The 24,261-nt window shown below is 37.6% G+C and carries 16 protein-coding genes; 13 read left to right on the top strand and 3 right to left on the bottom strand.

Annotated elements, in window-relative coordinates:
• Nucleotides 1-15 precede the first annotated feature (15 nt).
• The 4 genes from acs to ASE74_RS09080 all read left to right on the top strand — a co-directional run bounded on the left by acs (nucleotide 16) and on the right by ASE74_RS09080 (nucleotide 3,426).
• On the top strand, nucleotides 16-1,911 hold the full coding sequence (gene acs, locus ASE74_RS09090) for an acetate--CoA ligase (RefSeq protein ID WP_055907492.1): 1,896 nt from the start codon (nucleotides 16-18) through the stop codon (nucleotides 1,909-1,911).
• A gap of 389 nt (nucleotides 1,912-2,300) precedes the next feature.
• The gene (locus ASE74_RS09085; protein WP_055907489.1) at nucleotides 2,301-2,966 is read left to right on the top strand and encodes a hypothetical protein; all 666 of its coding nucleotides are present in this window, start codon (nucleotides 2,301-2,303) and stop codon (nucleotides 2,964-2,966) included.
• Nucleotides 2,915-3,172 (top strand): M57 family metalloprotease, encoded by a 258-nt coding sequence (locus ASE74_RS25460; RefSeq protein ID WP_082458714.1) that lies wholly within the window; start codon nucleotides 2,915-2,917, stop codon nucleotides 3,170-3,172. The genes ASE74_RS09085 and ASE74_RS25460 overlap by 52 nt, the downstream gene beginning before the upstream one ends.
• A complete protein-coding gene (locus ASE74_RS09080) occupies nucleotides 3,169-3,426 on the top strand; it encodes a hypothetical protein (protein ID WP_055907487.1) in 258 nt (85 codons plus the stop codon). Before ASE74_RS25460 ends, ASE74_RS09080 begins: the two co-directional genes overlap by 4 nt.
• A gap of 92 nt (nucleotides 3,427-3,518) precedes the next feature.
• On the opposite strand, the gene ASE74_RS09075 is transcribed toward ASE74_RS09080, so the two are convergent.
• Both ASE74_RS09075 and ASE74_RS09070 read right to left on the bottom strand, forming a co-directional pair.
• Entirely contained in the window at nucleotides 3,519-4,898 is a 1,380-nt protein-coding gene (locus ASE74_RS09075; RefSeq protein WP_082458713.1) for a RagB/SusD family nutrient uptake outer membrane protein, read from the bottom strand.
• 16 nt (nucleotides 4,899-4,914) lie between these two features.
• Complete coding sequence (locus ASE74_RS09070) at nucleotides 4,915-8,004, bottom strand: TonB-dependent receptor (protein ID WP_055907481.1); 3,090 nt, start codon at nucleotides 8,002-8,004, stop codon at nucleotides 4,915-4,917.
• Nucleotides 8,005-8,203: 199 nt separating this feature from the next.
• On the opposite strand from ASE74_RS09070, the gene ASE74_RS09065 reads away from it, so the two are divergent.
• Nucleotides 8,204-8,389 carry a CsbD family protein gene (locus ASE74_RS09065; protein WP_055907479.1) on the top strand — a complete coding sequence of 62 codons (186 nt, stop codon included), beginning with the start codon at nucleotides 8,204-8,206 and terminating at the stop codon, nucleotides 8,387-8,389.
• A gap of 63 nt (nucleotides 8,390-8,452) precedes the next feature.
• Complete coding sequence (locus ASE74_RS09060) at nucleotides 8,453-9,502, top strand: glycoside hydrolase family 130 protein (protein ID WP_055907475.1); 1,050 nt, start codon at nucleotides 8,453-8,455, stop codon at nucleotides 9,500-9,502.
• A gap of 213 nt (nucleotides 9,503-9,715) precedes the next feature.
• On the opposite strand, the gene ASE74_RS09055 is transcribed toward ASE74_RS09060, so the two are convergent.
• Entirely contained in the window at nucleotides 9,716-12,649 is a 2,934-nt protein-coding gene (locus tag ASE74_RS09055) for a pitrilysin family protein (RefSeq protein WP_055907472.1), read from the bottom strand.
• 223 nt (nucleotides 12,650-12,872) lie between these two features.
• Here ASE74_RS09055 and surE point away from each other — a divergent pair, with 223 nt between their 5' ends.
• The 7 genes from surE to ASE74_RS09020 all read left to right on the top strand — a co-directional run bounded on the left by surE (nucleotide 12,873) and on the right by ASE74_RS09020 (nucleotide 24,167).
• Nucleotides 12,873-13,712, top strand: a complete 840-nt coding sequence (surE, locus tag ASE74_RS09050; RefSeq protein WP_055907469.1) for a 5'/3'-nucleotidase SurE — start codon at nucleotides 12,873-12,875, stop codon at nucleotides 13,710-13,712.
• A 12-nt stretch (nucleotides 13,713-13,724) separates the two neighbouring features.
• The gene (locus ASE74_RS09045; RefSeq protein WP_055907467.1) at nucleotides 13,725-13,997 is read left to right on the top strand and encodes a hypothetical protein; all 273 of its coding nucleotides are present in this window, start codon (nucleotides 13,725-13,727) and stop codon (nucleotides 13,995-13,997) included.
• Nucleotides 13,998-14,147: 150 nt separating this feature from the next.
• A complete protein-coding gene (gene lpxB / locus ASE74_RS09040) occupies nucleotides 14,148-15,251 on the top strand; it encodes a lipid-A-disaccharide synthase (protein WP_055907464.1) in 1,104 nt (367 codons plus the stop codon).
• 211 nt (nucleotides 15,252-15,462) lie between these two features.
• Nucleotides 15,463-18,621, top strand: coding sequence for a SusC/RagA family TonB-linked outer membrane protein (locus ASE74_RS09035; protein ID WP_082458712.1), 3,159 nt, complete (start codon nucleotides 15,463-15,465; stop codon nucleotides 18,619-18,621).
• 10 nt (nucleotides 18,622-18,631) lie between these two features.
• The gene (locus tag ASE74_RS09030; RefSeq protein ID WP_055907461.1) at nucleotides 18,632-20,302 is read left to right on the top strand and encodes a RagB/SusD family nutrient uptake outer membrane protein; all 1,671 of its coding nucleotides are present in this window, start codon (nucleotides 18,632-18,634) and stop codon (nucleotides 20,300-20,302) included.
• Between the two features lie 195 nt (nucleotides 20,303-20,497).
• Nucleotides 20,498-21,502 (top strand): LacI family DNA-binding transcriptional regulator, encoded by a 1,005-nt coding sequence (locus ASE74_RS09025; RefSeq protein ID WP_055907458.1) that lies wholly within the window; start codon nucleotides 20,498-20,500, stop codon nucleotides 21,500-21,502.
• Nucleotides 21,503-21,722: 220 nt separating this feature from the next.
• Complete coding sequence (locus tag ASE74_RS09020; RefSeq protein ID WP_055907453.1) at nucleotides 21,723-24,167, top strand: glutaminase family protein; 2,445 nt, start codon at nucleotides 21,723-21,725, stop codon at nucleotides 24,165-24,167.
• Nucleotides 24,168-24,261: the final 94 nt, after the last annotated feature.

The raw sequence follows: 24,261 nt of genomic DNA, 5'->3' as shown, positions 1-24,261 counted from the left end.
ATATAAAACAGAGCAATGCAAATTACATCTTTTAAGCAGTACGAAGAAGATTATAAAAAGAGCGTAGAAAATCCAGAACAGTTTTGGGGCGAGGTAGCGCAAAACTTTCAGTGGCGTAAACCTTGGTTTAAGGTTTTATCATGGAACTTTAACGAGCCAAATATTAAATGGTTCGAAGGAGCTAAACTTAACATTACCGAAAATTGTTTAGACCGCCATCTTGCTACCAATGGTGATAAACCTGCAATTATCTGGGAACCGAATAATCCTGAGGAAGAAAGTGTAACCTATACTTATAAAATGCTGCATGAGCGTGTTTGCCGCTTTGCAAACGTGCTTAAACGTAACGGTGCTAAAAAAGGAGATCGCATTTGTATTTATATGCCAATGGTGCCCGAACTGGCCATAGCAGTTTTGGCTTGTGCAAGGATTGGTGCTGTTCATTCTGTTATTTTTGGTGGGTTTTCTGCAAAATCAATTGCCGACCGCATTAACGATTCGCAATGTAAGGTTGTGATTACTGCCGATGGTTCTTACCGTGGTAACAAACAGATTCCTTTAAAAGATGTAATTGATGATGCGTTGATCGGTTGTCCAACAGTAGAGAAATGTATTGTACTCACTCATATCCGTACCCCTGTTTCCATGTTGAAAGGTAGAGATGTGTGGTGGGAAGATGAAGTGAAGCATGTAAACGATACCTGCGAAGCCGAAGAAATGGATGCGGAGGATATGCTCTTCATTCTTTATACATCGGGCTCTACCGGTAAACCCAAAGGGGTGGTGCATACCTGTGGCGGTTATATGGTGTATGCGGGGTATACGTTTTCCAATGTATTTAACTACAAACCTGGTGAAGTTTATTTCTGTACTGCAGATATTGGCTGGATTACCGGACACTCCTACATCGTTTACGGACCGCTTTCACAAGGTGCAACATCTGTACTTTTTGAGGGGATTCCAACCTACCCAACGCCATCACGCTTTTGGGATATTATAGAAAAACACAAAGTAAATACTTTATATACTGCACCTACGGCTATCCGCTCGCTGATGAGTTATGGTGATGAGCCCCTTAATGGCAAAGATTTAAGTTCGATCCGCGTTTTAGGCTCGGTAGGAGAGCCTATCAATGAGGAGGCATGGCATTGGTTTGATGAAAAGATTGGTCATGGTAAAGCGCCTATTGTAGATACCTGGTGGCAAACTGAAACCGGGGGAATTATGATTTCGCCAATTGCTACGGTAACGCCAACCAAACCTAGTTTTGCCACTTTGCCTCTGCCAGGAATTCAACCTATTCTGGTTGATGAAAACGGTAATGAAATTGAAGGAAACGGAGTAATGGGAAATCTTTGCATTAAATTCCCTTGGCCGGGGATGTTGCGTACCACCTATGGCGATCATGAACGTTGCAAGCAAACCTATTTTTCTACTTACGAAAATCTATATTTTACAGGTGATGGCTGCTTGCGTGATGAAGATGGTTATTATAGGATTACTGGTCGTGTAGATGATGTATTAAATGTTTCAGGACATAGAATTGGCACTGCTGAAGTAGAAAATGCGATTAATATGCATGCAGGGGTGGTAGAAAGTGCTGTGGTGGGTTATCCGCATGATGTAAAAGGACAGGGCATTTACGCTTTCGTAATTTACCCTGAAATGCATGGAGAGGCAGAATTGTCTAAAAAAGATATTTTACAAACGGTTACCCGCGTAATTGGAGCCATTGCTAAACCTGATAAGATATTGTTTGTATCTGGTTTACCAAAAACGCGCTCAGGGAAAATTATGCGCAGAATTTTACGGAAAATTGCGGAGGGCGATACCACAAATTTAGGAGATACTTCTACTTTATTGGATCCTGGAGTTGTTGAGGAGATTATTGCAGCAACAAAAACGCTTTAAGCATAAAGTGATTATAAAAAGCAATGCCCCCGGTTTTCGGGGGCATTTTTTGTTAATGAGATATTTTAGTTGGCAGCGGTTTAACATTTTGAAATTTCCATTATTTCACCTCATTTAAATGGCATTACCAATCTGTAAACATTTAATAGTAGCTTGCAATATTTGTTTGGTTTCGTTTGGCTTCATGTAATAGAAAGTAGCACAATGATATCATATTCCAGATTGATTTAAATTTTTATTTTAACTAAATAACTAGTCTAAATCGTTTAATGTATTCTTGTTTTTTGTAAATGATTGATTATTAGTGTTTTTATTTTTATTTCTAGCTGTTTAATAAGTATTTGTAGCCTGTTTAAAAATACTTTTAGCTATTGCTTAAAATAAAATCTATGAAAACGAAAAAAAATTTAACTCTATTCTTTTTGGTAATTCTTCTAGCTGTATCCTGTAAAAAGGGCGACAATAAAGATCAACCTGAACCACCTCAAAACCTAGAGTTGCGCTCTTATATAAAAAGTCTTGGATTTTCTGAATCTTCCATTAAAGATTTAGGTACGGAGTATCAGGTTGAAGGAGATATTTTTTTTCCGAAAGATATGGAAATGCCCTCGGATAGAAGCACAAAGGTGGCCACTTCGCCTGTGTTAAATTCAAAATTAATGGGTACGCCAATAGTTGGGAGCCCAAAAATTGGTCAGACTTATACCGGGCACTTGGTAGATTTGACAAATCGCATAAATGTTAGGCTCTATATACACCCTAATTTGGCCAGCTTGGCCGGTGAAATAGATGCAGCAATTAACTTATGGAATGTTGTAGACAACTCTGGCATTTTTTTTACCATTGTTCCTAACGGCGCATTCGATATTGAAATTAGATCGGAGAGCATTAGTGGTTACGGAAAAGCTTATTTTCCGCTCAGCGGCAGGGCGGGTGCTTTGGTTAGGGTTAATTCTGAAAGTATTGCCAACGCCGGGCTTAATCCAGATCAAAAGAAACAGTTATTGCTCATGAACTTGGGCACTGTATCGGTTTTAGGCATACAGATTGGGTAGGGATAGAAACTGCTGATGGAGTCGATGATATTGGTACACAAGTAACTGCTATTGATGTTCCAAATGCTGGTGGAACTGATTTTAACTCAATTATGAACAGTGGACCAAATAATACGCTCTCTGGTGTTCTTTCTGATAAAGATAAGCTTGCATTGGTAAATTTATATCCTCTTGGTTCGCCTAAAATTAGCGAGGAGGTATATTGAGCGCTAATAGAAGTTATACTTTTACTTTATCTTATGTATGGCCATCATCAGTAGTTGATTGGAGTGTAAGCGGTAAACCCTCAAGTATTTCATTTACGCAGGGCCAGGGGACTGGAAGTTTAACAGTAAACGTTAATAATAATGTTGGTGAATACCCGCAAGATTTACAATTGTTAGCTCGGATGACTGATAGTAATGGAAAGTATATTATATTAACTAAGGATTTAATATTACAAGGAAGTAAATATAAATAATGAAATAATCGGTGGTATTCTTTTAAATAGTTTAGTTAATCGATTATAAACAAACAGCCAATCAATTGATTGGCTGTTTGTTTATAATTTAGTTAGTAACCTGGATTTTGAACCAGTTTACTGTTTGCGTCAATTTCACGTTGTGGAATCGGGAAGATCAATCTGGTAGAATTCCATGGTATATTTACAATATTTGTTTGCGTTCTTTTAGCATCATGTAGTGAAAAGCCTTCAAAAGCAAATTCGAGTTTTCTTTCGTTAAGAATATCTGTAAGAGTGGCTGAATTTGTTGTTAAGCCAGCCCTACTTCTAACCGTAGCCAAATCTTGAATCGGTGCAATACCACCAATGGGAGCTGAAGGAGCCAAACGCACATTGCATTCCGCTCTAATCAAATACATTTCCGATAACCTGATTACAGGTACGTTTCCAAATTGGTTACCAAATTTGGAGGTAAATATATCATCATCGTCATAAAAAGCATTAATTCTGTCATCATTCGCAGCATAAGTCTCATCAATCCAATCCTGTGAAATTACAGCGTCTCCACGTCCACCAAATGTAGATGAACCATAGAATTCATTAAAGCCATTAAAACCTGTCAAAGTAGTTACCTGCATGGCAAAAACATCTTCAGTGGTATTATCTCCAGGTTTTGCGGGTCTACCGCTTTCGGGCATTTTAGGAAAAGCGCTTAAGTAAGTATTTGTTAGTTGATAATTTCCAGAGGATATCACGCGGTTTGCTGCCGCTCCAGCCGCACTATAATTACCCATTTGTAAGTAAAGTCTCGCAAGCATAGCAGCAGCTGCTGATTTTGTTGCAAAAAAACCATTAACAGCCGGAAGTTTGGCTTCTGCATCTGTTAAATCGGCAATAGCCTGGTTGTAAACTGCAGCTACAGTAGCCCTGCTTACATAGTTTGCTTCGCTTATTAAATTTGTTGGTGTTAATACAATGGGTATTCCTAAATTGGTGCTGGGAGTGCCATCATTGTAGGCTTTTCCAAATAATCTAACGAGTTCAAAATAAGCTGCACCCCGAATAAATTTTGCTTCGCCTTCCACTCTGCTCTTTTTAGTAGGCTCTACTTTATCAAGAGCAGCAATTACGTTGTTGGCATCATTGATTGAGGCATACCCTGCAGCCCAAACATTATCTACAAACACATTTGTTTTTAGAAGAGATTTGTTTATGGCCTGTGTTAACTCCTCATAAGTTCCGAACCATTCGATAGCATCAGTGTTTGCTAAGAAATCAGTTATCAAAAATGGACGGCCACCAAAAAAATTCCGGCTACCGAGGTCTGAGTATGCACCAGTTAGGGCTCCTTCAACATCCTTAGAGGTGAGTAATGCATTTTTTTGTTCTATGGTATCAACAGGATTTATTTCAAGTGCTTTCTTGCACGATAGTAAAGCCATCAGAAACATGCAAGCAAATATGATGTTGGTTATATATGTCTTTTTCATTTTGATTCTTTTTTAATTATAGGCCAATGTTAATACCAAATGAAATTACTCGTGGTTGTGGTGCTGAGTAAAAATCTACGCCTTGATTGATGTTCGTCGATTGATAATCTGCATTAACCTCAGGGTCCCATCCTTTGTAACCGGTTATGGTGAGCAGGTTTTGCGCCGTAGCATATAACCTCAATTTGCTTAACTTAATTTTCGTTAATACTGTAGCTGGAAAAGTATAACCAAGGGTTAATGTTTTTAAACGGACATAAGAGCCATCAGATAAATACCTTGTTGAATTTCCAATACCATTGCCTGCAAACAAACGCGGCTCTGGCACGGAAGTAATGTCACCAGGTTTATCCCAATAGCTCATTTGATCTGTGGTTTGATTATCATAGCCATTTGAACCATTGGCACTCATGTATTGGCCTCCTGCGTTGAAAATTTTATTGCCCTTAACACCTTGGAAAAATATACCCAGATCAAAATTCTTAAAAGAAAAAGTATTGTTTATACCAAAAGTATATTTAGGATTTGGGTTCCCGGCAAATATCCGCTGTGCTTTATTAATATCAGTTGTTGTTGATCGATCAACATTTCCTGAAGCATCAGTTGTGTTAACATAATATAATGCATCGCCATTAGCCGGATTTACTCCGGCATATTCTGGTATGTAAAATACACCAATAGGTTGCCCTGAAATAGCTGCATTTATTTCATTGCCATTTAAAATCTGCCCTCCTAAATTGGTAATCTTATTGTTGTTAATTGCACCAGTTATTGCCGTTGACCATTTAAATGCGCCAACAAAATTTTCTGTATTTATACCCAATTCAAACCCAGTATTTTTTAATGAACCTAAATTCTGAGTTTTTGTAGAAAAACCCGTTGTTTGCGGAATAGGAACATCCAACAATAAATCGCTGGTATTTTTTTGATAGAAATCGAAAACACCTGTAATTCTATTCTTCAAAATACCAAAATCAAAGCCAATGTCGAGTTGTTTTGTTTTTTCCCATGTTAAATCCGGATTCGCTATTCTAGAAGGTATTTGTCCTGGCAAACCTCCGTAAGCTCCTGATCCACTGAATAAACCTCGTGCAGAATAGTTTCCAATTTCAGCATTACCTGTTAAACCATAACTGGCCCGTAATTTTAATAAACTGATGGTTTCGCTCTCCTTTAAAAAATCTTCTTCCGAAGCAATCCATGCTAACGAGCCTGCAGGGAAATATCCATACCTGTTATTGGAGCCAAAACGTGATGAGCCATCTGCTCTTACACTAAAGCCAACAAGATAACGGTTATTGTATTTGTAATTTGCCCTAAAGAAATAAGATAAAAAGCTAAATGCACCTTCATTACTTGTTGCTATAACTTTTGTTGCAGCAGAACCCAATTTAATATAAGAATCACTCGGGAAATCCTGTCCTTCAATGGTACTGTATTTTGTAGTCGATTTTTGGTAACTTGTTCCTAAAATCAGGTCAAAAGCACTTTTTCCAATTGTATTATTGTAACTGAAAAAATTGTTTGTGTTGCTATTAATTACAAAAGTCGAAATATTTTGCCCGTAACCATTTGTAGTGCCTGTGTTTCTGAAAGTTAAAGCACCGTAATAACTTTCTTCATTTTGATTCAAGTTATCAATAGAGAAATCTGTGCTAAATTTTAAGCCTTTCGCGATATTAATGTTTGCAAAAGCTTTTCCTATTGTTCTATATACCGTTGCTTTATAAAATGCATTATCGACACTAATAAATGGGTTATAATATACTGGATAGTTGGAGGCTGCTCCTGGTAATGTTCCGCTAACCAAGCCTGATCTTGGATCTATAAAAGGGGTAATAGGAGAAAGTGCAACAGATTGCAGTGGACTTGAAAAGGCATTATCATTTGATAACCTATTGTTAATGCTATTAGAAAAATTAAGATTAACACCCATTTCTAAAAAATCAGTTACCTTATTAGTAAGATTTAACCTGCCGCTATAGCGTTTATAACTGTTTCCAATTACAATTCCTTGTTGATCTAATGCCTGTCCGCCGATGTAAAATTTAGTTTTTTCATTTCCGCCTGTTAAATTCAGATCATATTGTTGTGTAACGGGCTTGTCTTGAAAAGAGGCAGCTTCCCAATTAGAGTTTACTTTATAAGTTTGGTAATCATTGTTTCCGGCTGAATATCGGTTTAAACGCGCTTCTACACTTTCACTGTAATCATCTAACGCTTCTTGTAAAGTTGCATATTCTCCATTCAGAAAGTCTTGTTTAGCCTGGCCTTGCCCAGCTCTACGCTCTAACTGAACATATTGTTCTGCATTTAAAAAATCCCTATGGTTAGAAGGGGAGCTAACTCCACCTAGTGCATTGAACTGAATAAGTGTTTTGCCTGCCTTACCTTGTTTAGTTGTGATTAATACTACACCGTTTGAGGCTCTTGCGCCATATATTGCAGATGCAGAGGCATCTTTTAAAACTTCTATAGATTCGATATCATTGGTGTTTAAATCAGCTAAAGCACTGGTTGGTGCAGTTGTACTGGAAAAATCGCCCGAGGTAATAGGAATTCCATCAACAATGTAAAGTGGCTCGCTACCTGCAGTTACCGAGGCCGCCCCCCTTACTCTTACCGTTATTCCTTGCCCTAATTTTCCATTTTGAGCCGCAATCTGTACGCCTGCTGCTTTTCCCTGCAAGGCTTGTTCAAAACTTGTTACAGGTAAGTTTTCCAGGTCTTTCGATTTTACAGAAGCTACCGATCCCGTTACATCCCGTTTATTCTGCGTGCCGTATCCCACAACAACCACATCAGATAAGGTATTGTTTTCTTCCTCTAAACTGGTGTTAATCGTTGCTCCGGTAATCGGCACTTCTTTTGTTTTGTAGCCAATAAAGCTAAAAACGAGTGTTTTAGCATCGTCTGATACTGTTAGTTTAAAGGCTCCGGAGGCATCACTCTGTGTGCCCGCTGCTGGTGAGCCTTTTACAAATACGCTAACTCCTGGAATTGGTCCAGAAGCCGACGTTACTTTCCCCGTGATAACCTTGCCTTGTGCGAAAGCAAGTGAAATTACACAGAGAGACAAAAGCATACTTAAGAGTAGTTTTTTCATCAAAATGGTAGTTAAGTTAGTAATGTTTAATAGTTTGTATAAATGATACTCTTAATATAATCAATAATATGCTCAAAACCTTGAGGAATAGGTTAAAATTTGGCTATGTTAGGCTAATAAGCAATTAAACCAAAACAAAGCATTGAAAACAAATGTTGATTGGTATATAAATTGCATTTTTTTATTAAAAAACACAAGCATGGATAAGTTAGAATTAAAAGGAAAGTGGAATGAAATAAAAGGAAAGGTTAAACAAGCTTATGCTGATTTAACTGATGATGATTTAGCGCATGAAGAGGGCCAAGACGATGAGTTATTGGGGAAACTTCAACAAAAAACCGGAAAGGGAAGAGATGAACTTGTAAAATGGATCAACTCATTATAATATCAATTCTATGAATAAACAGGCGGCCTATACGGTCGCCTGTTTGCTTTAAAACCATTTTTTATGACAGATATTGCCAAAAGATTTGTCGAGAATCCAATCTTGCATCCAAAAGACCTTTTGCCGAGCAGCGCCGGACTAGAAATCGAATGTTTGTTAAATCCTGGTGTTTTTACTTTTGAAGGTAAAATATGGTTGCTGATCCGCGTGGCTGAAAGACCAGCCCAACAGGAAAACGTAATCTCTTTCCCTGTACTTAAAAAAGGGGGAATAGAGATTTTGGCCATAGCAGAAAGCGATCCGGATTTGAATGCAACCGACCCAAGGGTGATTAATTATAAGGGAGCAGATTATTTAACCACACTTTCTCATTTAAGGCTGGTGTGCAGCGATGATGGGATACATTTTTATCAACCGGATGCTTATCCTTTATTACAGGGAGAAGGTGAGGATGAAACCTTTGGTATTGAAGATTGCCGGGTAGCCCAAATTAACGGTACTTATTATTTAACTTTTACGGCTGTTTCTGAACACGGTGTTGGGGTAGGCATGCGTAGCACTAAAGATTGGAAAACCTTTGAGTACCATGGCATGATTATTCCACCTCATAATAAAGATTGCGCTTTATTTGAAGAACAAATTAATGGCAAATTTTATGCCTTGCACCGGCCAAGTAGTGTTGCTTTAGGCGGTAACTACATTTGGCTGGCCGAATCGCCTGATGGCATTCATTGGGGCAACCATAAATGTATCATTAAAACCCGAGCGGGCTTTTGGGATAGTGCACGCGTTGGTGCGGGTGCTGCACCTATAAAAACAGCAGCAGGTTGGCTTGAAATTTATCATGGTGCAAACGAAAAACATCAGTATTGCCTGGGTGCTTTTTTGCTGGATTTAAACAACCCGGCTAAAGTATTGGCAAGAACAGATCAACCTATAATGGTGCCCACTACTGATTATGAGCTGCATGGTTTTTTTGGTGAAGTAGTTTTTACCAATGGCCATTTAGTTAGCGGAGATGAATTAACAATTTATTACGGTGCTGCAGATGAATTTGTATGTGGAGCTAAGTTCTCGATAGCAGAAATTTTGGAGACATTGAAATATGTGTAATTTTTTGCCATAGAATCACTGAATAACACCGAAAATGTTGTTTAGTCTTTTACCACCAAGCCTCGAAAACACAACGGTTTTTCAGCACATGGCAACCAATGACTTACTGAAACTAAATAAAAAAAGCGATTCCCGGAAATGGGAATCGCTTTTAATTATAATATTAAAGCATCAGGTTTCACCTTAACCCTCCGCTTTCTATCCTTAACTTTATTAGTATCCAAAAATCTGTTCTAAGCTTAATTTAGTTACCGGACCAAACTTAGCTAAATCAGCCATGTTGATTTTCTTTTCAGAAGCAACGATACAATACGTGTAAGGTTTGCCAGAAAGATTGGTCTGGTGGAAAGATTTTACGTCATTAAATGTCAATGGTTTTAGGTTGGCATATTCATCAATTCTCGAATCATGGTCGAAACCTAATTTTTTATCTGCCAGGTAGCTATAAATAATTCCATCTTTTGTAATGCGGCTTGTTTCAATACCATTTAATGAATTGGTTTTGGATAAATCGAACGATTTATCTGATTCTGGCAGCGTTGTCAATAATTCATTCATTCCCGCAACTGCTTCATTCATTTTATCAGCCTGTGTACCTACGTAAGCAATAATCGAATTTTCTTTTTCTTTGGTATTTGGAGAAGAATATACTGCAAAAGTAGAGTAGGCAAGTGCTTTAGATTCGCGGATGGTTTGGAAAACTACAGAACCCATGCCACCACCGAAATAATTGTTAAATAAAGCAATTTTAGCAGCGTTAGCAGGATCATATAATCCACCGTTACGTACCCAGCGGATTTCTGCCTGCACCATATCGTAATCAGCAAAGTATACTTTGTTAGAATCGGTTTTGGTGTAAACAAATTTCTTGATTGGCGCTGCATCGGTAAATTCTTTCGCCAATGGATGTGCTTTCACAATATCTGCAGAAAAGGCCGCTAAAGTTTTTGGACCATAATACGTTATGGTATGTTTATAATTGGTAAGGTTATGAAGGATATAAATCAAATCGGCTGATTTCATATTCTTAATTTCATCATTGGTTAATCCATAATTAAATGGATTATCGGCACCAAATTGTGCATAACTCATTAAACCACCCAAAATTGATGATTTGTTTAATTTTGCATTATCTCTCGATTTTAATAAACGGCCTTTTAAATCTTCAAGGGCTTTTTCGTTTGGTTTGCAGTTCGCCAGTACATCTTCAAGTAAAGCAACGGCTTTATCAAAGTTTTCTTGTAACCCACTGATCGAAACGGTTGTTACATCAGTACCTACGTTAACACTATAGCTACAGGCAATGTTATAAAAAGCTTTACTGATATCTTCAGCCGAATATTTATCGGTGCTTAAAAAAGATAGATATTGAGCAGCATAAGGCAATAACTTGTAGTTGTAAGAACCCATATCAAAACGGTAGCTCATGCGGAAGATTCCATTCTCCGTATTTTGCACTGCAATTACATCAGCAATACCTGCTTTACCAAAATTAAGGTCTTTAGTGTAATCCAAAAATTTAGGAGCAATGGGTTTTACCGGAGCCGCAATAATGTCTTTCGTAAAAGGAGAAACTTCATTAACATTTGTTTTTACAGCGGTAATGGTTGGTTTTTCAACTTTAACAATGCTTTTATCTTCGCCTTTATGTTTTAAGATGGAAACATAATCATTGATGAAAAATTTATTGGCAAAATCTACAATCTCCTTTTTAGTTACTTTAGCCATTGCATCGGTAGAGGCCAGGGTTTTATCCCACTCTGTACCACGGTTTTGGATAAAAGCATTCATAGCAAAATCTGCGCGAACATCATTATTGTCAAAACTCTGTAGTTCTGCCAATTTAATGTTGGCCACTGTAGCTTTAATCAAGCTTTCATCAAATTCGCCTTTTTTAAGTAATTCAACCTGTTCTAATAACAGCTTTTGAGCATCTTCCAGGCTTTGTCCTGCTTTTGGTGAACCAGATAAAATGAAGATTCCATAATCTTTCATTGAGTTGTAACCGGCACTTGCCCTTAACATTTTTTGCTGTTTATTGATGTTGATATCCATTAAACCCGCTTTGCCATTGGCCAAAATGCTGCCAATTAAATCCAACAACAAACTCTGGTGTGTATTTTGGGCAAAGCCTCTGTAGGCCACGTATAAGTTCTCAGCACTCGGACCGTAAATATCAACCTTTTGAACCTGAGTTAAAGGTTTTTCGGGTGCAGGGTTATAAAGCGATAAAGGTTTTGATACCATGTAGGCAAAATCTTTATCAATTTTTTTAATCAGATCGTCGTAGTTAATATCACCGCTCATAATCAGCGCCATGTTGTTAGGCACATAATATTTGTTGTAATATTTCCTGATTTCGATTAATGATGGGTTTTTTAAATGCTCAATGGTACCAATGGTTGTTTGTTGTCCGTAATTATGTGTTGGAAACAAAGCATAAAGCATTTTCTCATACATTTTACGGCTATCGTTATCCATGCCAATGTTTTTCTCTTCATAAACAGCTTCCAGTTCGGTGTGGAAGATGCGGAAAACAGGTGCGCGGAAACGTTCTGCCTGTACAGCTAAAAATTTATCGATGGCATTTGAAGGAAGATCTTCTTCATAAACGGTTTCTTCTACAGAAGTATGTGCGTTTGTGGAGTTACTGCCGATCGATTTCATCATTTTATCGTATTCATTCGCGATAGAATAATTAGAGGCATCACCAGATGTTTTATCAATTTCCTTATAAATTTCTTTACGTTTTGCCGGATCGGTTGTTTTGTTGTACGTTTCGTAAAGTGCTTCAATTTTATCTAAAAGCGGTTTTTCTTTGGCGTAGTTTAATGTTCCGAATTTATCAGTTCCTTTAAATAAAAGGTGCTCTAAATAATGCGCCAAACCAGTATTTGTACGTGGATCGGTATTGCTACCCGCCCTTACGGCCATTTTGTAAGTAATATTTGGCTCTTTGTTATTTTGTGATAAAATTACGGTTAAACCGTTTTTTAGGGTATAAAAACGTGTTTTAGTCGGGTCGTTGGTTACATACTTGTACGTATAGCCACCAGAAGTTCCTGTTTTCCATTGGTAGGTTGTTTGTGCTTTCGCTAAAGAACCTGAAATAAGAAAACAAGCCAAAGTAAATAGTTTCAATTTCATTGAGTTTGTTTTGGTTTATGATAATGAGTGGGTATCTGGCAGTTAAGGAAAAATCCAAATACAGCGTTCATTTTTAATAAGTTATTTATTCAAATATATATGCTTTCTGTTATTGAATGAAAATAATTTTGATTTCCAAAACTAAAAATTAAGGAATAAATGATTTTTGCATATAAATCACCGTTTATTGTGCCTTGAAATTATAATCTGTATTTTTACCGCCATGACAAAACAGGGCACAAAACCAAATATTTTAGTTGTAAACGATGATGGAATTACAGCTACAGGTATTAAAAACTTAATGGAAGTAATGCAGGAGCTGGGTAACGTTGTTGTTGTTGCACCAGATAGTCCACAAAGTGGAATGGGACATGCCATTACAATAGGTAAACCGATCCGTTTTGATAAAGTTGAGCTTTACGAAGGTGTTGAAATGTATAAATGCAGCGGAACACCTGTTGATTGCGTTAAAATTGCAGTGAATAAGATTTTTAAAGGTAAAAAACCTGATTTATGTGTATCAGGAATCAATCATGGCTTAAATAATTCGATTAACGTATTGTATTCAGGAACCATGTCGGCTGCGGTAGAAGGTGCAATTGAAAAAATCCCTTCTATTGGTTTTTCTTTAGATGATTTTGCTGCTGATGCTGATTTTAGCCATACTAAAAAATACATTAAAAACATTTGTGAGCAGGTTTTGGCCAATGGTTTGCCAGAGGGCACCTTATTAAATGTGAATTTCCCGAAAGGAGATCATTTAAAGGGCGTTAAAATCTGCCGCCAGGCCAATGCCAAATGGATGGAAGAATTTGATGAACGGACAGATCCTTATAAACGCCCATATTATTGGTTAACAGGGGTTTTCGAAAATTTTGACAAAGGTGAAGATACCGATGTTTGGGCTTTAGCGCATCATTACGTTTCTATCGTTCCGGTACAGTTCGATTTAACGGCGCACCATGCCATACAAACCCTTAACAGTTGGGATTTTATCGGTAATAAGGATGATAAAACTTCGGGAAGCAAAGTTTCTGCTCCAGATGGAATTAATTTAGGTTAATTGTTGGTTGTGATGATTGATCATTTAAAAAAATTAAACAATTCCGTTTGGGTAGGTTTAGGTGTTGGCTTATTGCTGCCAGCAATACTTTGCACAATTGCCTGGTACATTATTAACCATGTTAACTACCTTGCAAAAGCCGATCTGTTGTACATTGGTGGCATTGCTATAAATGCTTATACAATGCAATACTTTTTTAAGTACAATAAAGAAAATATTGGCAGGGGCATATTGGCCGCAACATTTTTATGTGCTTTTGCGTTTTTTGCTTATAAGGTTTTTTAAGAGAATTACAAGAATGACAATGACTGATCAAGTCGGTTTGTCATTCCCAACTTGATTGATAATCCTAATGCTATAAGCTTTCCGCCTACGCGGCAATGACGATTGTTTATTTCTTACATACAATGACGTTTTTTCTATAAAAATTATAACATGAAATACTACCTCGTAGCCGGAGAAGCCTCTGGCGATTTACATGGTGCCAACTTAATGAAAGCCTTAAAAATTGAGGATGGCGAAGCTATATTCAGGTATTTCGGAGGCGATAAAATGCAGGCCGAGGGTGGCGAATTGGTAAAACACTATGCCGATATGGCTTTTATGGGTTTTACAGAAGTGCTGTTAAATTTAAGAACCATATTTAAAAATCTAAAAGCTTGTAAAGAAGATCTTCTAAAATGGAAACCCGATGTGCTGATTCTGATCGATTTTCCAGGTTTTAATTTAAAAATTGCGGAGTTTGCAAAAGTAAATGGTATAAAGGTTTGTTATTATATTTCGCCTAAAGTTTGGGCCTGGAATCAAAAGCGGGTACTGAATATTAAGAGGGTAGTAGATCACATGTTCTGCATTTTGCCTTTTGAAGTAGATTTCTACAAAGAGTGGGGGATGAAAGTAGATTATGTTGGTAATCCGCTGTTGGATGAAATTGCACAATTTACACCTGATTTAAATTTCCTCGAAAATAATCGGCTGGGCAATGGGAAAATTATTGCTTTATTGCCCGGTAGCCGCAAACAGGAAATAGAACGCCTGCTCCCGGTAATGTTAAGCATTACCGAAAATTACCCTGATTATATTTTTGCCATTGCTGCTGCACCAACTTTTACCGAAAATTATTACCGCCAGTTTACAGGCAATAAGAATGTTCATTTACTCTTTAACAACACTTATAATTTATTGCACCATGCCCATGCTGCAATTGTAGCTTCAGGAACGGCTACACTCGAAACTGCATTGTTTAAAATACCTCAGGTTGTAGTTTATAAAGGAGGTACAATTTCGATAGCAATTGCCAGGATGCTGGTAAAAATTAAGTTCATTTCATTGGTTAACCTCATTGTAAACAAAAAGATTGTAACCGAACTTATTCAGGAAGATTGCAATACTCAAAAAGTAAACGCAGCACTCGGAATTATCTTAAATGGAGCAGGTAGAAATGAGATGTTAAAGCATTACGATGAGCTACTTTTACTCATGGGAAAACCTGGAGCTTCTGCAAAAACAGCTGGATTAATTTCTAAGTATCTCCATTAAGTTAGGCATTCCGCGAACGTAACAATTTAAGGTTTTTTCATTTTTTTTAAAACAAAACACGGTTTAAGGCGTTACTAAATCGTTTTGCGGAAATCCTAAGTAACACTAATTAATTCTTATCGCTCTTATTAATTTGGTAAAAGGTTGGCCGCATTGCGTAACTAATTATAAACTAAACTAGTGAGTGCCAATGAGAAACATTTTACTCAGGATGTCAGGATTCCTATGCCTGTTCCTACTTTCAAGCCCCCAGTTGTTTGCAAAAATTACGAGCGAAAAAAAGAATTTTAACCGCTATTATTTTCAGCAAGACACAACTAAAAAACAAGACACAACCAAAAAAGTTCCTGTTGCAAAGCCTGCCGATACGGTAAAAGCACCTGCGAATCCTTTAGGTGGTGCGCGGCCGGTTACTACCCCTGCACCAGTGCCTACAGCCACAACGCCTGCAACTACAGCTGCACCCGCAACAGCTGCATCACAAAAAACAATTACCGGTATTGTTGTGGATGAGAAGAAAATCGGTTTACCTGGCGTCGGGATTAAAATCCAAGGCAAAACCGGCGGTGCCGTAACACAAGAAAACGGTAAGTTCAGTATCAATGTAACTTCGCCAACAGATGTGCTGGTATTCAGTTATATCGGCTACCAAAGCAAATCTATTCCGGCTGGTAATGGGGCTGCACCCTTAACAGTTAGCCTGGCGCCATCAGGAGCACAAAATTTAAGTGATGTTGTGGTAGTTGGATATGGTACACTGAAAACCAAAGAAGTTACCTCATCAGTTGCACACGTAGATACCGCACAATTTCGACAAAGCGGCGCGCGTAATCCGCTCGATCTGATACAGGGAAAAGTTGCTGGTTTAAACCTTACACGAACGAGCGGTTCCAATCCAAATTCTGGTGTAAACGTACAGCTTAGGGGTGCGGTAACTGTAACAGGGAGCTCGAGCCCATTATTTGTAATTGATGGTATCCCGGGTGGTAACCCCGATCTGTTGCAACAGGATGATATACTCTCGGTTGATGTACTTAAAGATGGTTCTGGTGCGGCAATTTACGGTACCAGCGCAAATGCTGGTGTAATTCTAATCACTACAAAAAAAGGAAAACCCGGCGCACCACAATTTAATTACTCCACTTATTTCCGTAAAGAATACATTCAGAACAGATTGGATTTTCTATCTGTAGATGAGTTTAGACAAAAAATTAATTCTAAAGCTCTGGATGCGCAGGATTATGGAGGAAATGAAGATTTGTATGGCAGTTTGATCAATAAAGATAACTTGTCTCAAAATCATAATCTTTCGTTATCCGGCGGTACAAATAATACAAATTATCGTGCAAGTTTAAATTACCGTGATTTGCAAGGCATTGGTTTAGAAAATGGCAGGAAAGAATATACCGTTAGGTTAAATGTAAACCAGAAAGGTTTTAACGATAAATTAAATATTCAAATGAACCTGGCTTCCAACTTCAACAATGCAAATACATTAGGCGGGAGTGGTTGGGAAGAAGAACTGGTTAAAAATCCAACCAAAAGAATCTATAATCCAAACGGCACTTTTTATTTTGATAACCAAAGTACAAACCAATATGCCAGGTTACAGCAAGAAAGAAGCAAAAGGCAACAGCAAACAAGCTCTGCAGATATTAAAGCAGATATAGATTTGGCAAAAGGATTAAAGGGATCAATTTTCGGATCTGTTCAGCGCGATAGTTATACCGATGGGGCTTGGGCATCTATTTTTTCTGAACGTTCTGTAGAGGATGCTGACTATCCTGGCGGTGGCTACGCAAGTAAAGGAAATTTCTTATCGCAGGCTTTTGCTTTCGAACCTACCTTACAATACAACACCATTATTAAAGAAAAGCATTCCATTTCTGCCGTAGCCGGATACAGTTATCGGTACAATGTAGAAGAAGGACAATCGGCAAGTAACCGTGGTTTCATAAACGATCAGTTTCATGAGGATAACCTGACTACCGGTATCGCCTTAACCGATGGAAGAGCCACAGCAACAAGTTTTAAAAACGACAATACTTTGATTGCTTTTTTTGGAAGGATCAATTATGCTTTCAATAATAAATATTTATTGCAGTTGATTTTAAGACATGAAGGTTCATCCCGTTTTGGTATTAACAACAAGTGGGGGAATTTCCCGGCAGTTTCGGTTGGATGGAACATATCTGACGAGAATTTTATGAAAGACATTAAATGGGTTAACTATTTAAAATTACGTGCGGGTTATGGGGTAACAGGTAATTCAGGTTTCTCAAATAATGCTTCGAGGGTAGTTTTAGGTGGTGGTGGTAGGTACATCTATCCAGATGGAACATACCGCGAAACTTATGGGCCAACAACAAATGTAAACCCTGATCTAAAATGGGAAACCAAAAGGGAATTAAACATTGGTGCCGATTTTACCCTGTTTAACAGTAAGCTTAAAGGTACCCTGGATGTGTTCGATCGTACAACCAAAGATTTGTTAGATCAGTACACTACGCCACAACCACCTTATGTGTTATCAAATATTTATGCCAATGTGGGTACAATATCATCTAAAGGTATCGAATTGGCTTTAAGCTATGAAGCCATTAAAACAAAGGATTTAACTTTTAGCATGGATTTTACAGGAAGTACCTTAAGCAACAAGCTGGTAAGTTATTCTAACGATATTTTTGATGTTAAATATAAAACATTTGGCGGTATTGGTGGCTCAGGCGATTTAGGCGATGCCATTACCACTTACGAAGGTGCTCCTCTCGGAGAGTTTTGGGGTAAACGTTTCGCAGGTTTTGATGCACAAGGAAAATGGTTATTCTACAATAGAAACGGTGTTGCTGTTCGCAATGATCAGATAAACTATTCAAAAGATCCCAACCTTACCGATTTGGTGCGCATTGGTAATGCCATACCTAAATATTATGCCTCATTTACAGCAAATCTAGCGTACAAAAACTGGGATTTCAGAATGTTTGTAAGAGGAAAATTTGATTACCAAATTTTAAATACCACAGCATTATCCTATGGTAACCCATCCATCAAAGGAAGTAACTACTTGCGTTCAGCATTCGATAAGTACAGCCAGATTAATGATACCTACCAGTATTCTGATTATTATTTAGAAAATGGTACAAACCTTAAAATTGATGAGATCACAATCGGTTACAACTTTAAGTTAAAAACAAAGTTGATCCGTAATTTAAGGGTATACGCCACCGGCCAAAACTTAATTACAATTACAGGCTATACCGGAAACGATCCTGATTTCGTGCTCGATTCTGGCTTAGGTCCTGGTGTTGATAACAGAAATGCATACCCAAGTACCAGGTCATTCTTGTTCGGACTAAACCTTGGCTTTTAAACTTAATATCATGAAAAAGAATTTAAAATATATAGTATTGTTTGTGCTTGTAGGACTAGGCTTCTCCTGTACTAAACTAGATGAAAATGCCTACGATCAGATTCCGGCAGATGTTTTCTATACCAATAAAAATGAAGTTTTATCGGCGGTACTACGCCCATATACACATGCAAATGCATGGGTTGCCCCGGCCGGACAAAATGGTTGGTGGCGAATGGCCGAGCTTTCTGCAGATCAGTTGGCCTGGCCAACCAAAGGCCCGCATGGTGAAGATGGAGGCCAATGGAAAAGGTTGCATTATCACAGTTGGACGGTTGATGAATCAGGATATAACAATGCATGGAACTTAATGTATTGGGGAATGGGCTTGTGCAATAGCCCGATACAAAATCTCGAAAACAGAAGTATTTCTGAAATGGGCATTACCCAAGCTGAAAAAGACTCCTATATCGCTGAGCTGAAACTCCTTAGGGCATTCCATTATTTAAAGCTGATGGATTTATTTGGCAATATTCCCATAAGCCTTAACGTACCAACAGGAAGTGTACCCACAAGCGAATACCCTGCTACATCAAGCAGAAAAGAAGTATTTGATTTTATAGAGAAAGAAATCAGGGAAAATATTGAAAAAACACCAAAGCTTTCGCGTTCAATGCTAGGCAGAATGACCCAGGCTGGTGGTTATGCCATGCTGGTAGAGCTTTATCTGAATGCCGAAACCTGGACAGGTACACCGCGTTGGGATGATTGTATTGCTGCCGCTGATAAATTGATTACCAATCAGGCTGGCGGCCAGAACGGTACCATGGCTTTAGATACCAATATTGTAAACCAGTTCAATACCACTAATGATTTATCAAAAGAAGTGATTTTTTCAATCGCATACGATTATAAGCGGGCCAATTTTGAACCGGGTTTTGCAGCAGATTTTTTCCACTTTGCCCAAAAAGACATATATGGCGGTGGTAGAAATGGTAACGATGGTGTGGTATTGATCCCAGGTGTATATACAACTTATGATGATGAGGATTTAAGGAAAAAAGAATGGTTGCTTATTGGTCCACAATTTAAATTTGCAAATCCAAAAGCACCAGTAGAAGGAACTGTAGAATATGCAGGTAAACCACTCGTATTTGTTGATAACATCCAAAAAAACTCTAAAAATTCTACTGTTTCAAATATGAGCGAAGGAGAAGAGAATAGTGGTGTACGTTTTAATAAATATAAATTAGGAAATTCGATTCCTGGTTATGTTGTTAAAGGAACGGATACCATCCCTGTATTGCCTGATCCAAATTACAACAATACCGACTGGAACATTTACCGTTTAACCTGGGTTTATTTTGCTAAGGCAGAAGCCTTAATGCGTAAAAATGGAGGTGTTGCAACTGCCGATGCCGTAACCTTAATTAACGATGTCAAAAAAAGGGCATATACTAAAACAACATGGCCAAGCCATGCATATACAACTGCAACTTTAACTTTAGACGAGCTTTTGGCAGAAAGAGGAAGAGAATTTATTTTTGAAGGCTTTAGAAGAAATGACCTGATTAGGTTTGGGAAATTCACAACAACCAAGTGGTGGGACCACAATCCATCATCAGCCAATAGAAATCTATTCCCGATTCCACAGCGGCAAATAGATTTAAATTCGAAACTTAAACAAAATCCGGGATATTAATTCCGTCCAAAAGGCACTTAAATAGTGCCTTTTGTTGTTTTAAACCAACATAATTAAAATGGACGGCAATTAAAAGCCGTTTCTAAAATGATTAATATAAAAAATGCTAAATTGCATCTTTTATAATGGGCTAAAATTTAAAAACAGTAGTTTTTGTTTAGCTTTTAATTGTTTACTTAAAAGAATTCCAACCAAATGAAATCGCTTTCTATCAAAGATATAGCTGTTAAAGCAAACGTATCCATTACCACAGTGTCTTTTATTATTAACGGTAAAGCAAAGGAGAAATCGATAAGTGAGGCGGTAATTGAGAAAGTAAAAAAAATTATTGAAGAAAGCGGTTATAAGCCAAATCAGATTGCACGGAGTTTGCGCACAGGTAACTCGAATATTATCGGACTGATTATTGAAGATATTTCCAATTCATTTTTCTCCCGGATAGCCAGGCTAATAGAAGATAAGGCTTACAAAAAAGGATATAAGATTATTTATTCAAGCACCGAAAATAGTGTAGAAAAAGCGAAGGAATTAATCAATATGTTTAAATCGCGTAAAGTTGATGCATATATTATTTCGCCAATTAAAGGGATAGAAGAAGATATAAAAATGCTTATAGACGATGGTAATCCAGTAATTTTATTCGATAGGAATTTACCAGATGTTAATACCAGTTACGTAGGTGCCGATCATTTTAATGCTTCCCATCAATCGATCCAAAGTTTTATCGATCAGGGCAAAAAGAACATTGCATTGGTTACCACCGATATTAATGTTGAGCAGATTGTAGAACGTTATGAGGGTTACAAAAAAGCACTCGAAGATAACGGGATTAAATATGATGAAAGCCTCGTTTTAAAAATTCACTTCAATCAGGAAGAAAGTGAAACAATTGAACAGATTAAAGTCCTTTTGGAAAATAAAAAGGTTGATGCTGTTCTTTTTGCAACCAATTATTTAGCCATAAGTGGTTTAAAAGTGCTTAAAAAGATCAATAAGAAAATTGGAGATGATTTTGCTGTAATTGCATACGATGATCACGAAGCTTTCGAACTGCATACTCCAGGTATTTCTACCGTTCAGCAGCCGTTAGAAGAAATTGCCGAAAATGTAATCAAGTTGATCCTTAAACAACTGTCATCCAAAACCAAAATCGAAAATCAACAGGTTATCATTCCTGCCAGACTCATCATCAGGGATTAATTGCGTAGTAACTTAAATGTTACGAAAGGCTATTTTAATATGATTTTAATTTCTCTAATATTGAATTAGTAAAACGTTTTACTTTAATGTGGCTTTCGCTAACTAAAATCAGCTAAAGCAGAATTATCTACCTTGTTTAAATTCTAAATTTGGAATAAATATCTGGTGAATAAATCAAGTAAAACGATTTATTATTTTACAATGAACCAAATATTTATCTATGAGAAACCTTTCCTTACTATTGCTATGTCTGTTTTTAGGACTTTCAGTTAAAGCACAAGACAAAGCCCCAGCTTATCCATTAATTACACACGATGCCTATTTCAGCATCTGGTCTTTCGGCGATGGATTAAACAAATCCGTAACTAAACATTGGACAGGGAAAGAACAATCTCTATTAGGAGTTATAAAAGTTGACGATCAATTTTATCGCTTTTTGGGTGAGGAAACCAAAAATTACATTTCAATTCTGCCTGCCGCAGATGAATTAAAATACCAGGCCAGTTATACTTTCGATAAACCAGAAAGCGATTGGGAAAGCGTAACATATAATGATGCTGCATGGAAAAAGGGCGAAGCACCATTTGGTGATGACCGCGCCGGCAAAACAAAATGGAATACCGACGACCTTTATTTTAGAAGAACTTTTGATGTTGCAAATCCAACCACAGCTAAAAAGTACCTTAAACTTAACCATGATGATAATGTGCAGGTGTATTTAAATGGTAAGCTTATTTACAGAAAAAGTGGATGGGTTTCAGATTACATCTACCTGCCGATTGAAGATGGCATACTACAAAAAGGAAAAAATGTATTGGCCATCCATTGCAAAAATACCGCTGGTGGCAGGCATTTGGATGCCGGAATAGTGGAGGAGGATACAAAAAATGTAACAATTGCATCTGCCACTCAAACCAATGTAAAAATTGAGGCTACCACTACAAAATATACTTTTACAGCAGGTAAGGTAGAATTACAAGTGAATTTTACCTCGCCATTATTACTTAACGATATTAAATTAACCGCCAGGCCAATCAGTTACATTAATTATGCGGTAAAATCTACTGATGGCAAACTGCATAAAGTTGATGTTTTCTTTGGAGCTTCATCAAATATTGCCGTAAATACCCCAAATCAACCTGTTTCTGCGTGGAAAACCTCAAAAAATAGCCTTTCTATATTAAAAACGGGCACTGTGGAGCAACCTGTACTCAAAAAACGCGGTGAAGATGTGCGTATAGATTGGGGTTATTTATATGTAGCCGTTCCAACCAAATTTAACTCCACTCAATTTATAGCGACAGAAAATGAAAGTTTAAAAAGTTTCATGAGTACTCAATATCCTAGTCAGAATCAGGTTTCCAATTCGAAAAATTTAAATCTATGTAGCGTAATTCCTTTTGGCCAGGTGGCTTCAACAGAGGTAGAAAAATACGTTATGATTGGTTATGACGATTTAAAATCGGTTGAATATTTTGGCGAAAAACTATCTCCCGTTTGGAGAAAATCAGGCAGCCAGCAATTTGAAGATCAATTGGCCGAGGCAAACACGCAATACCCAGTATTAAAAAGTAAGTGTGCAGCTTTTGATGCCAAACTTTATAGCGATGCCGAAAAAGCAGGTGGCAAATCATACGCCGCAATGTGCAAATTGGCTTACAGGCAGGCTATTGCCGCACATAAAATTGTTTATGCGCCTAATGGCGATATTCTTTTTTTATCAAAAGAAAACTTTAGCAACGGATCAATCAATACGGTGGATGTAACCTACCCATCGGCACCGCAATTTTTAGTATATAATCCTGAATTGCTAAAAGGAATGCTAAATGGCATCTTTTATTATTCAGAAAGCGGAAAATGGAAAAAACCTTTTGCTGCACACGATTTAGGTACTTATCCACTGGCAAACGGACAAACCTATGGTGAAGATATGCCTGTAGAAGAAGCTGGCAACATGATTATTTTAACTGCAGCCATTACCAAAGCCGAGGGCAATGCTAAGTATGCCGAAAAACATTGGGAAGTGCTGTCCGTTTGGGCAAATTATCTTTTAAGAGAAGGTTTCGATCCCGCTAACCAATTGTGTACTGATGATTTTGCAGGTCACCTCGCCCGCAACGCCAACTTATCGGTAAAGGCAATTGTGGCTTTAGGCGGTTATGCGCAAATGGCGCAATTGTTAGGTAAAACCGATATCGCTACAAAATACAGAACAGCTGCTTTACAGATGGCGCAGAACTGGATGAAACTTGCTGATGATGGTGATCACTATGCCTTAACCTTTAATGATAAGAATACCTGGAGCCAGAAGTATAACCTGGTATGGGATAAGTTGTTAAAACTCGATCTTTTTCCGAAAGAGTTATACAAAAAAGAGATTAATTTTTACCTCACCAAGCAAAAAGATTTTGGCTTACCATTAGATAGCCGTAAAACTTACTCCAAATCAGATTGGATTATGTGGACTGCTACCTTAGCCGATAATGACGCCGACTTTCAAAAATTTATTCAGCCGATTTACCGTTTTGCTACTGAAACAGAAAGCAAGGTTCCTTTAAGCGACTGGCATGAAACCACAAACGGTAAAATGGTAGGTTTTCAGGCACGAAGCGTTGTTGGAGGTTATTTTATTAAAATGCTGGCCGATAAATGGAATATTAAATAAAACATGATTTAGTTTTCGCCTGGAATAGTACACATACAGGCAAAACCTGATTTTAAAATATGCAGTCTGATTGTCATTGGCTGAAAAAATACAC

It is taken from the genome of Pedobacter sp. Leaf216, from assembly GCF_001421515.1.
In the GTDB taxonomy this organism is placed as follows: Bacteria; Bacteroidota; Bacteroidia; order Sphingobacteriales; family Sphingobacteriaceae; genus Pedobacter.
This window is presented reverse-complemented; position numbering and strand designations above follow the sequence as displayed.

Bases quoted from the DNA above. Each gene is read 5' to 3' on its own strand.
- acs (WP_055907492.1), top strand. From the start codon at position 16: ATGCAAATTACATCTTTTAAGCAGTACGAAGAAGATTATAAAAAGAGC.
- ASE74_RS09085 (WP_055907489.1), top strand. From the start codon at position 2,301: ATGAAAACGAAAAAAAATTTAACTCTATTCTTTTTGGTAATTCTTCTA.
- ASE74_RS09075 (WP_082458713.1), bottom strand. From the start codon at position 4,898: ATGAAAAAGACATATATAACCAACATCATATTTGCTTGCATGTTTCTG.
- ASE74_RS09070 (WP_055907481.1), bottom strand. From the start codon at position 8,004: ATGAAAAAACTACTCTTAAGTATGCTTTTGTCTCTCTGTGTAATTTCA.
- ASE74_RS09065 (WP_055907479.1), top strand. From the start codon at position 8,204: ATGGATAAGTTAGAATTAAAAGGAAAGTGGAATGAAATAAAAGGAAAG.
- ASE74_RS09060 (WP_055907475.1), top strand. From the start codon at position 8,453: ATGACAGATATTGCCAAAAGATTTGTCGAGAATCCAATCTTGCATCCA.
- ASE74_RS09055 (WP_055907472.1), bottom strand. From the start codon at position 12,649: ATGAAATTGAAACTATTTACTTTGGCTTGTTTTCTTATTTCAGGTTCT.
- surE (WP_055907469.1), top strand. From the start codon at position 12,873: ATGACAAAACAGGGCACAAAACCAAATATTTTAGTTGTAAACGATGAT.
- ASE74_RS09045 (WP_055907467.1), top strand. From the start codon at position 13,725: ATGATTGATCATTTAAAAAAATTAAACAATTCCGTTTGGGTAGGTTTA.
- lpxB (WP_055907464.1), top strand. From the start codon at position 14,148: ATGAAATACTACCTCGTAGCCGGAGAAGCCTCTGGCGATTTACATGGT.
- ASE74_RS09035 (WP_082458712.1), top strand. From the start codon at position 15,463: ATGTCAGGATTCCTATGCCTGTTCCTACTTTCAAGCCCCCAGTTGTTT.
- ASE74_RS09030 (WP_055907461.1), top strand. From the start codon at position 18,632: ATGAAAAAGAATTTAAAATATATAGTATTGTTTGTGCTTGTAGGACTA.
- ASE74_RS09025 (WP_055907458.1), top strand. From the start codon at position 20,498: ATGAAATCGCTTTCTATCAAAGATATAGCTGTTAAAGCAAACGTATCC.
- ASE74_RS09020 (WP_055907453.1), top strand. From the start codon at position 21,723: ATGAGAAACCTTTCCTTACTATTGCTATGTCTGTTTTTAGGACTTTCA.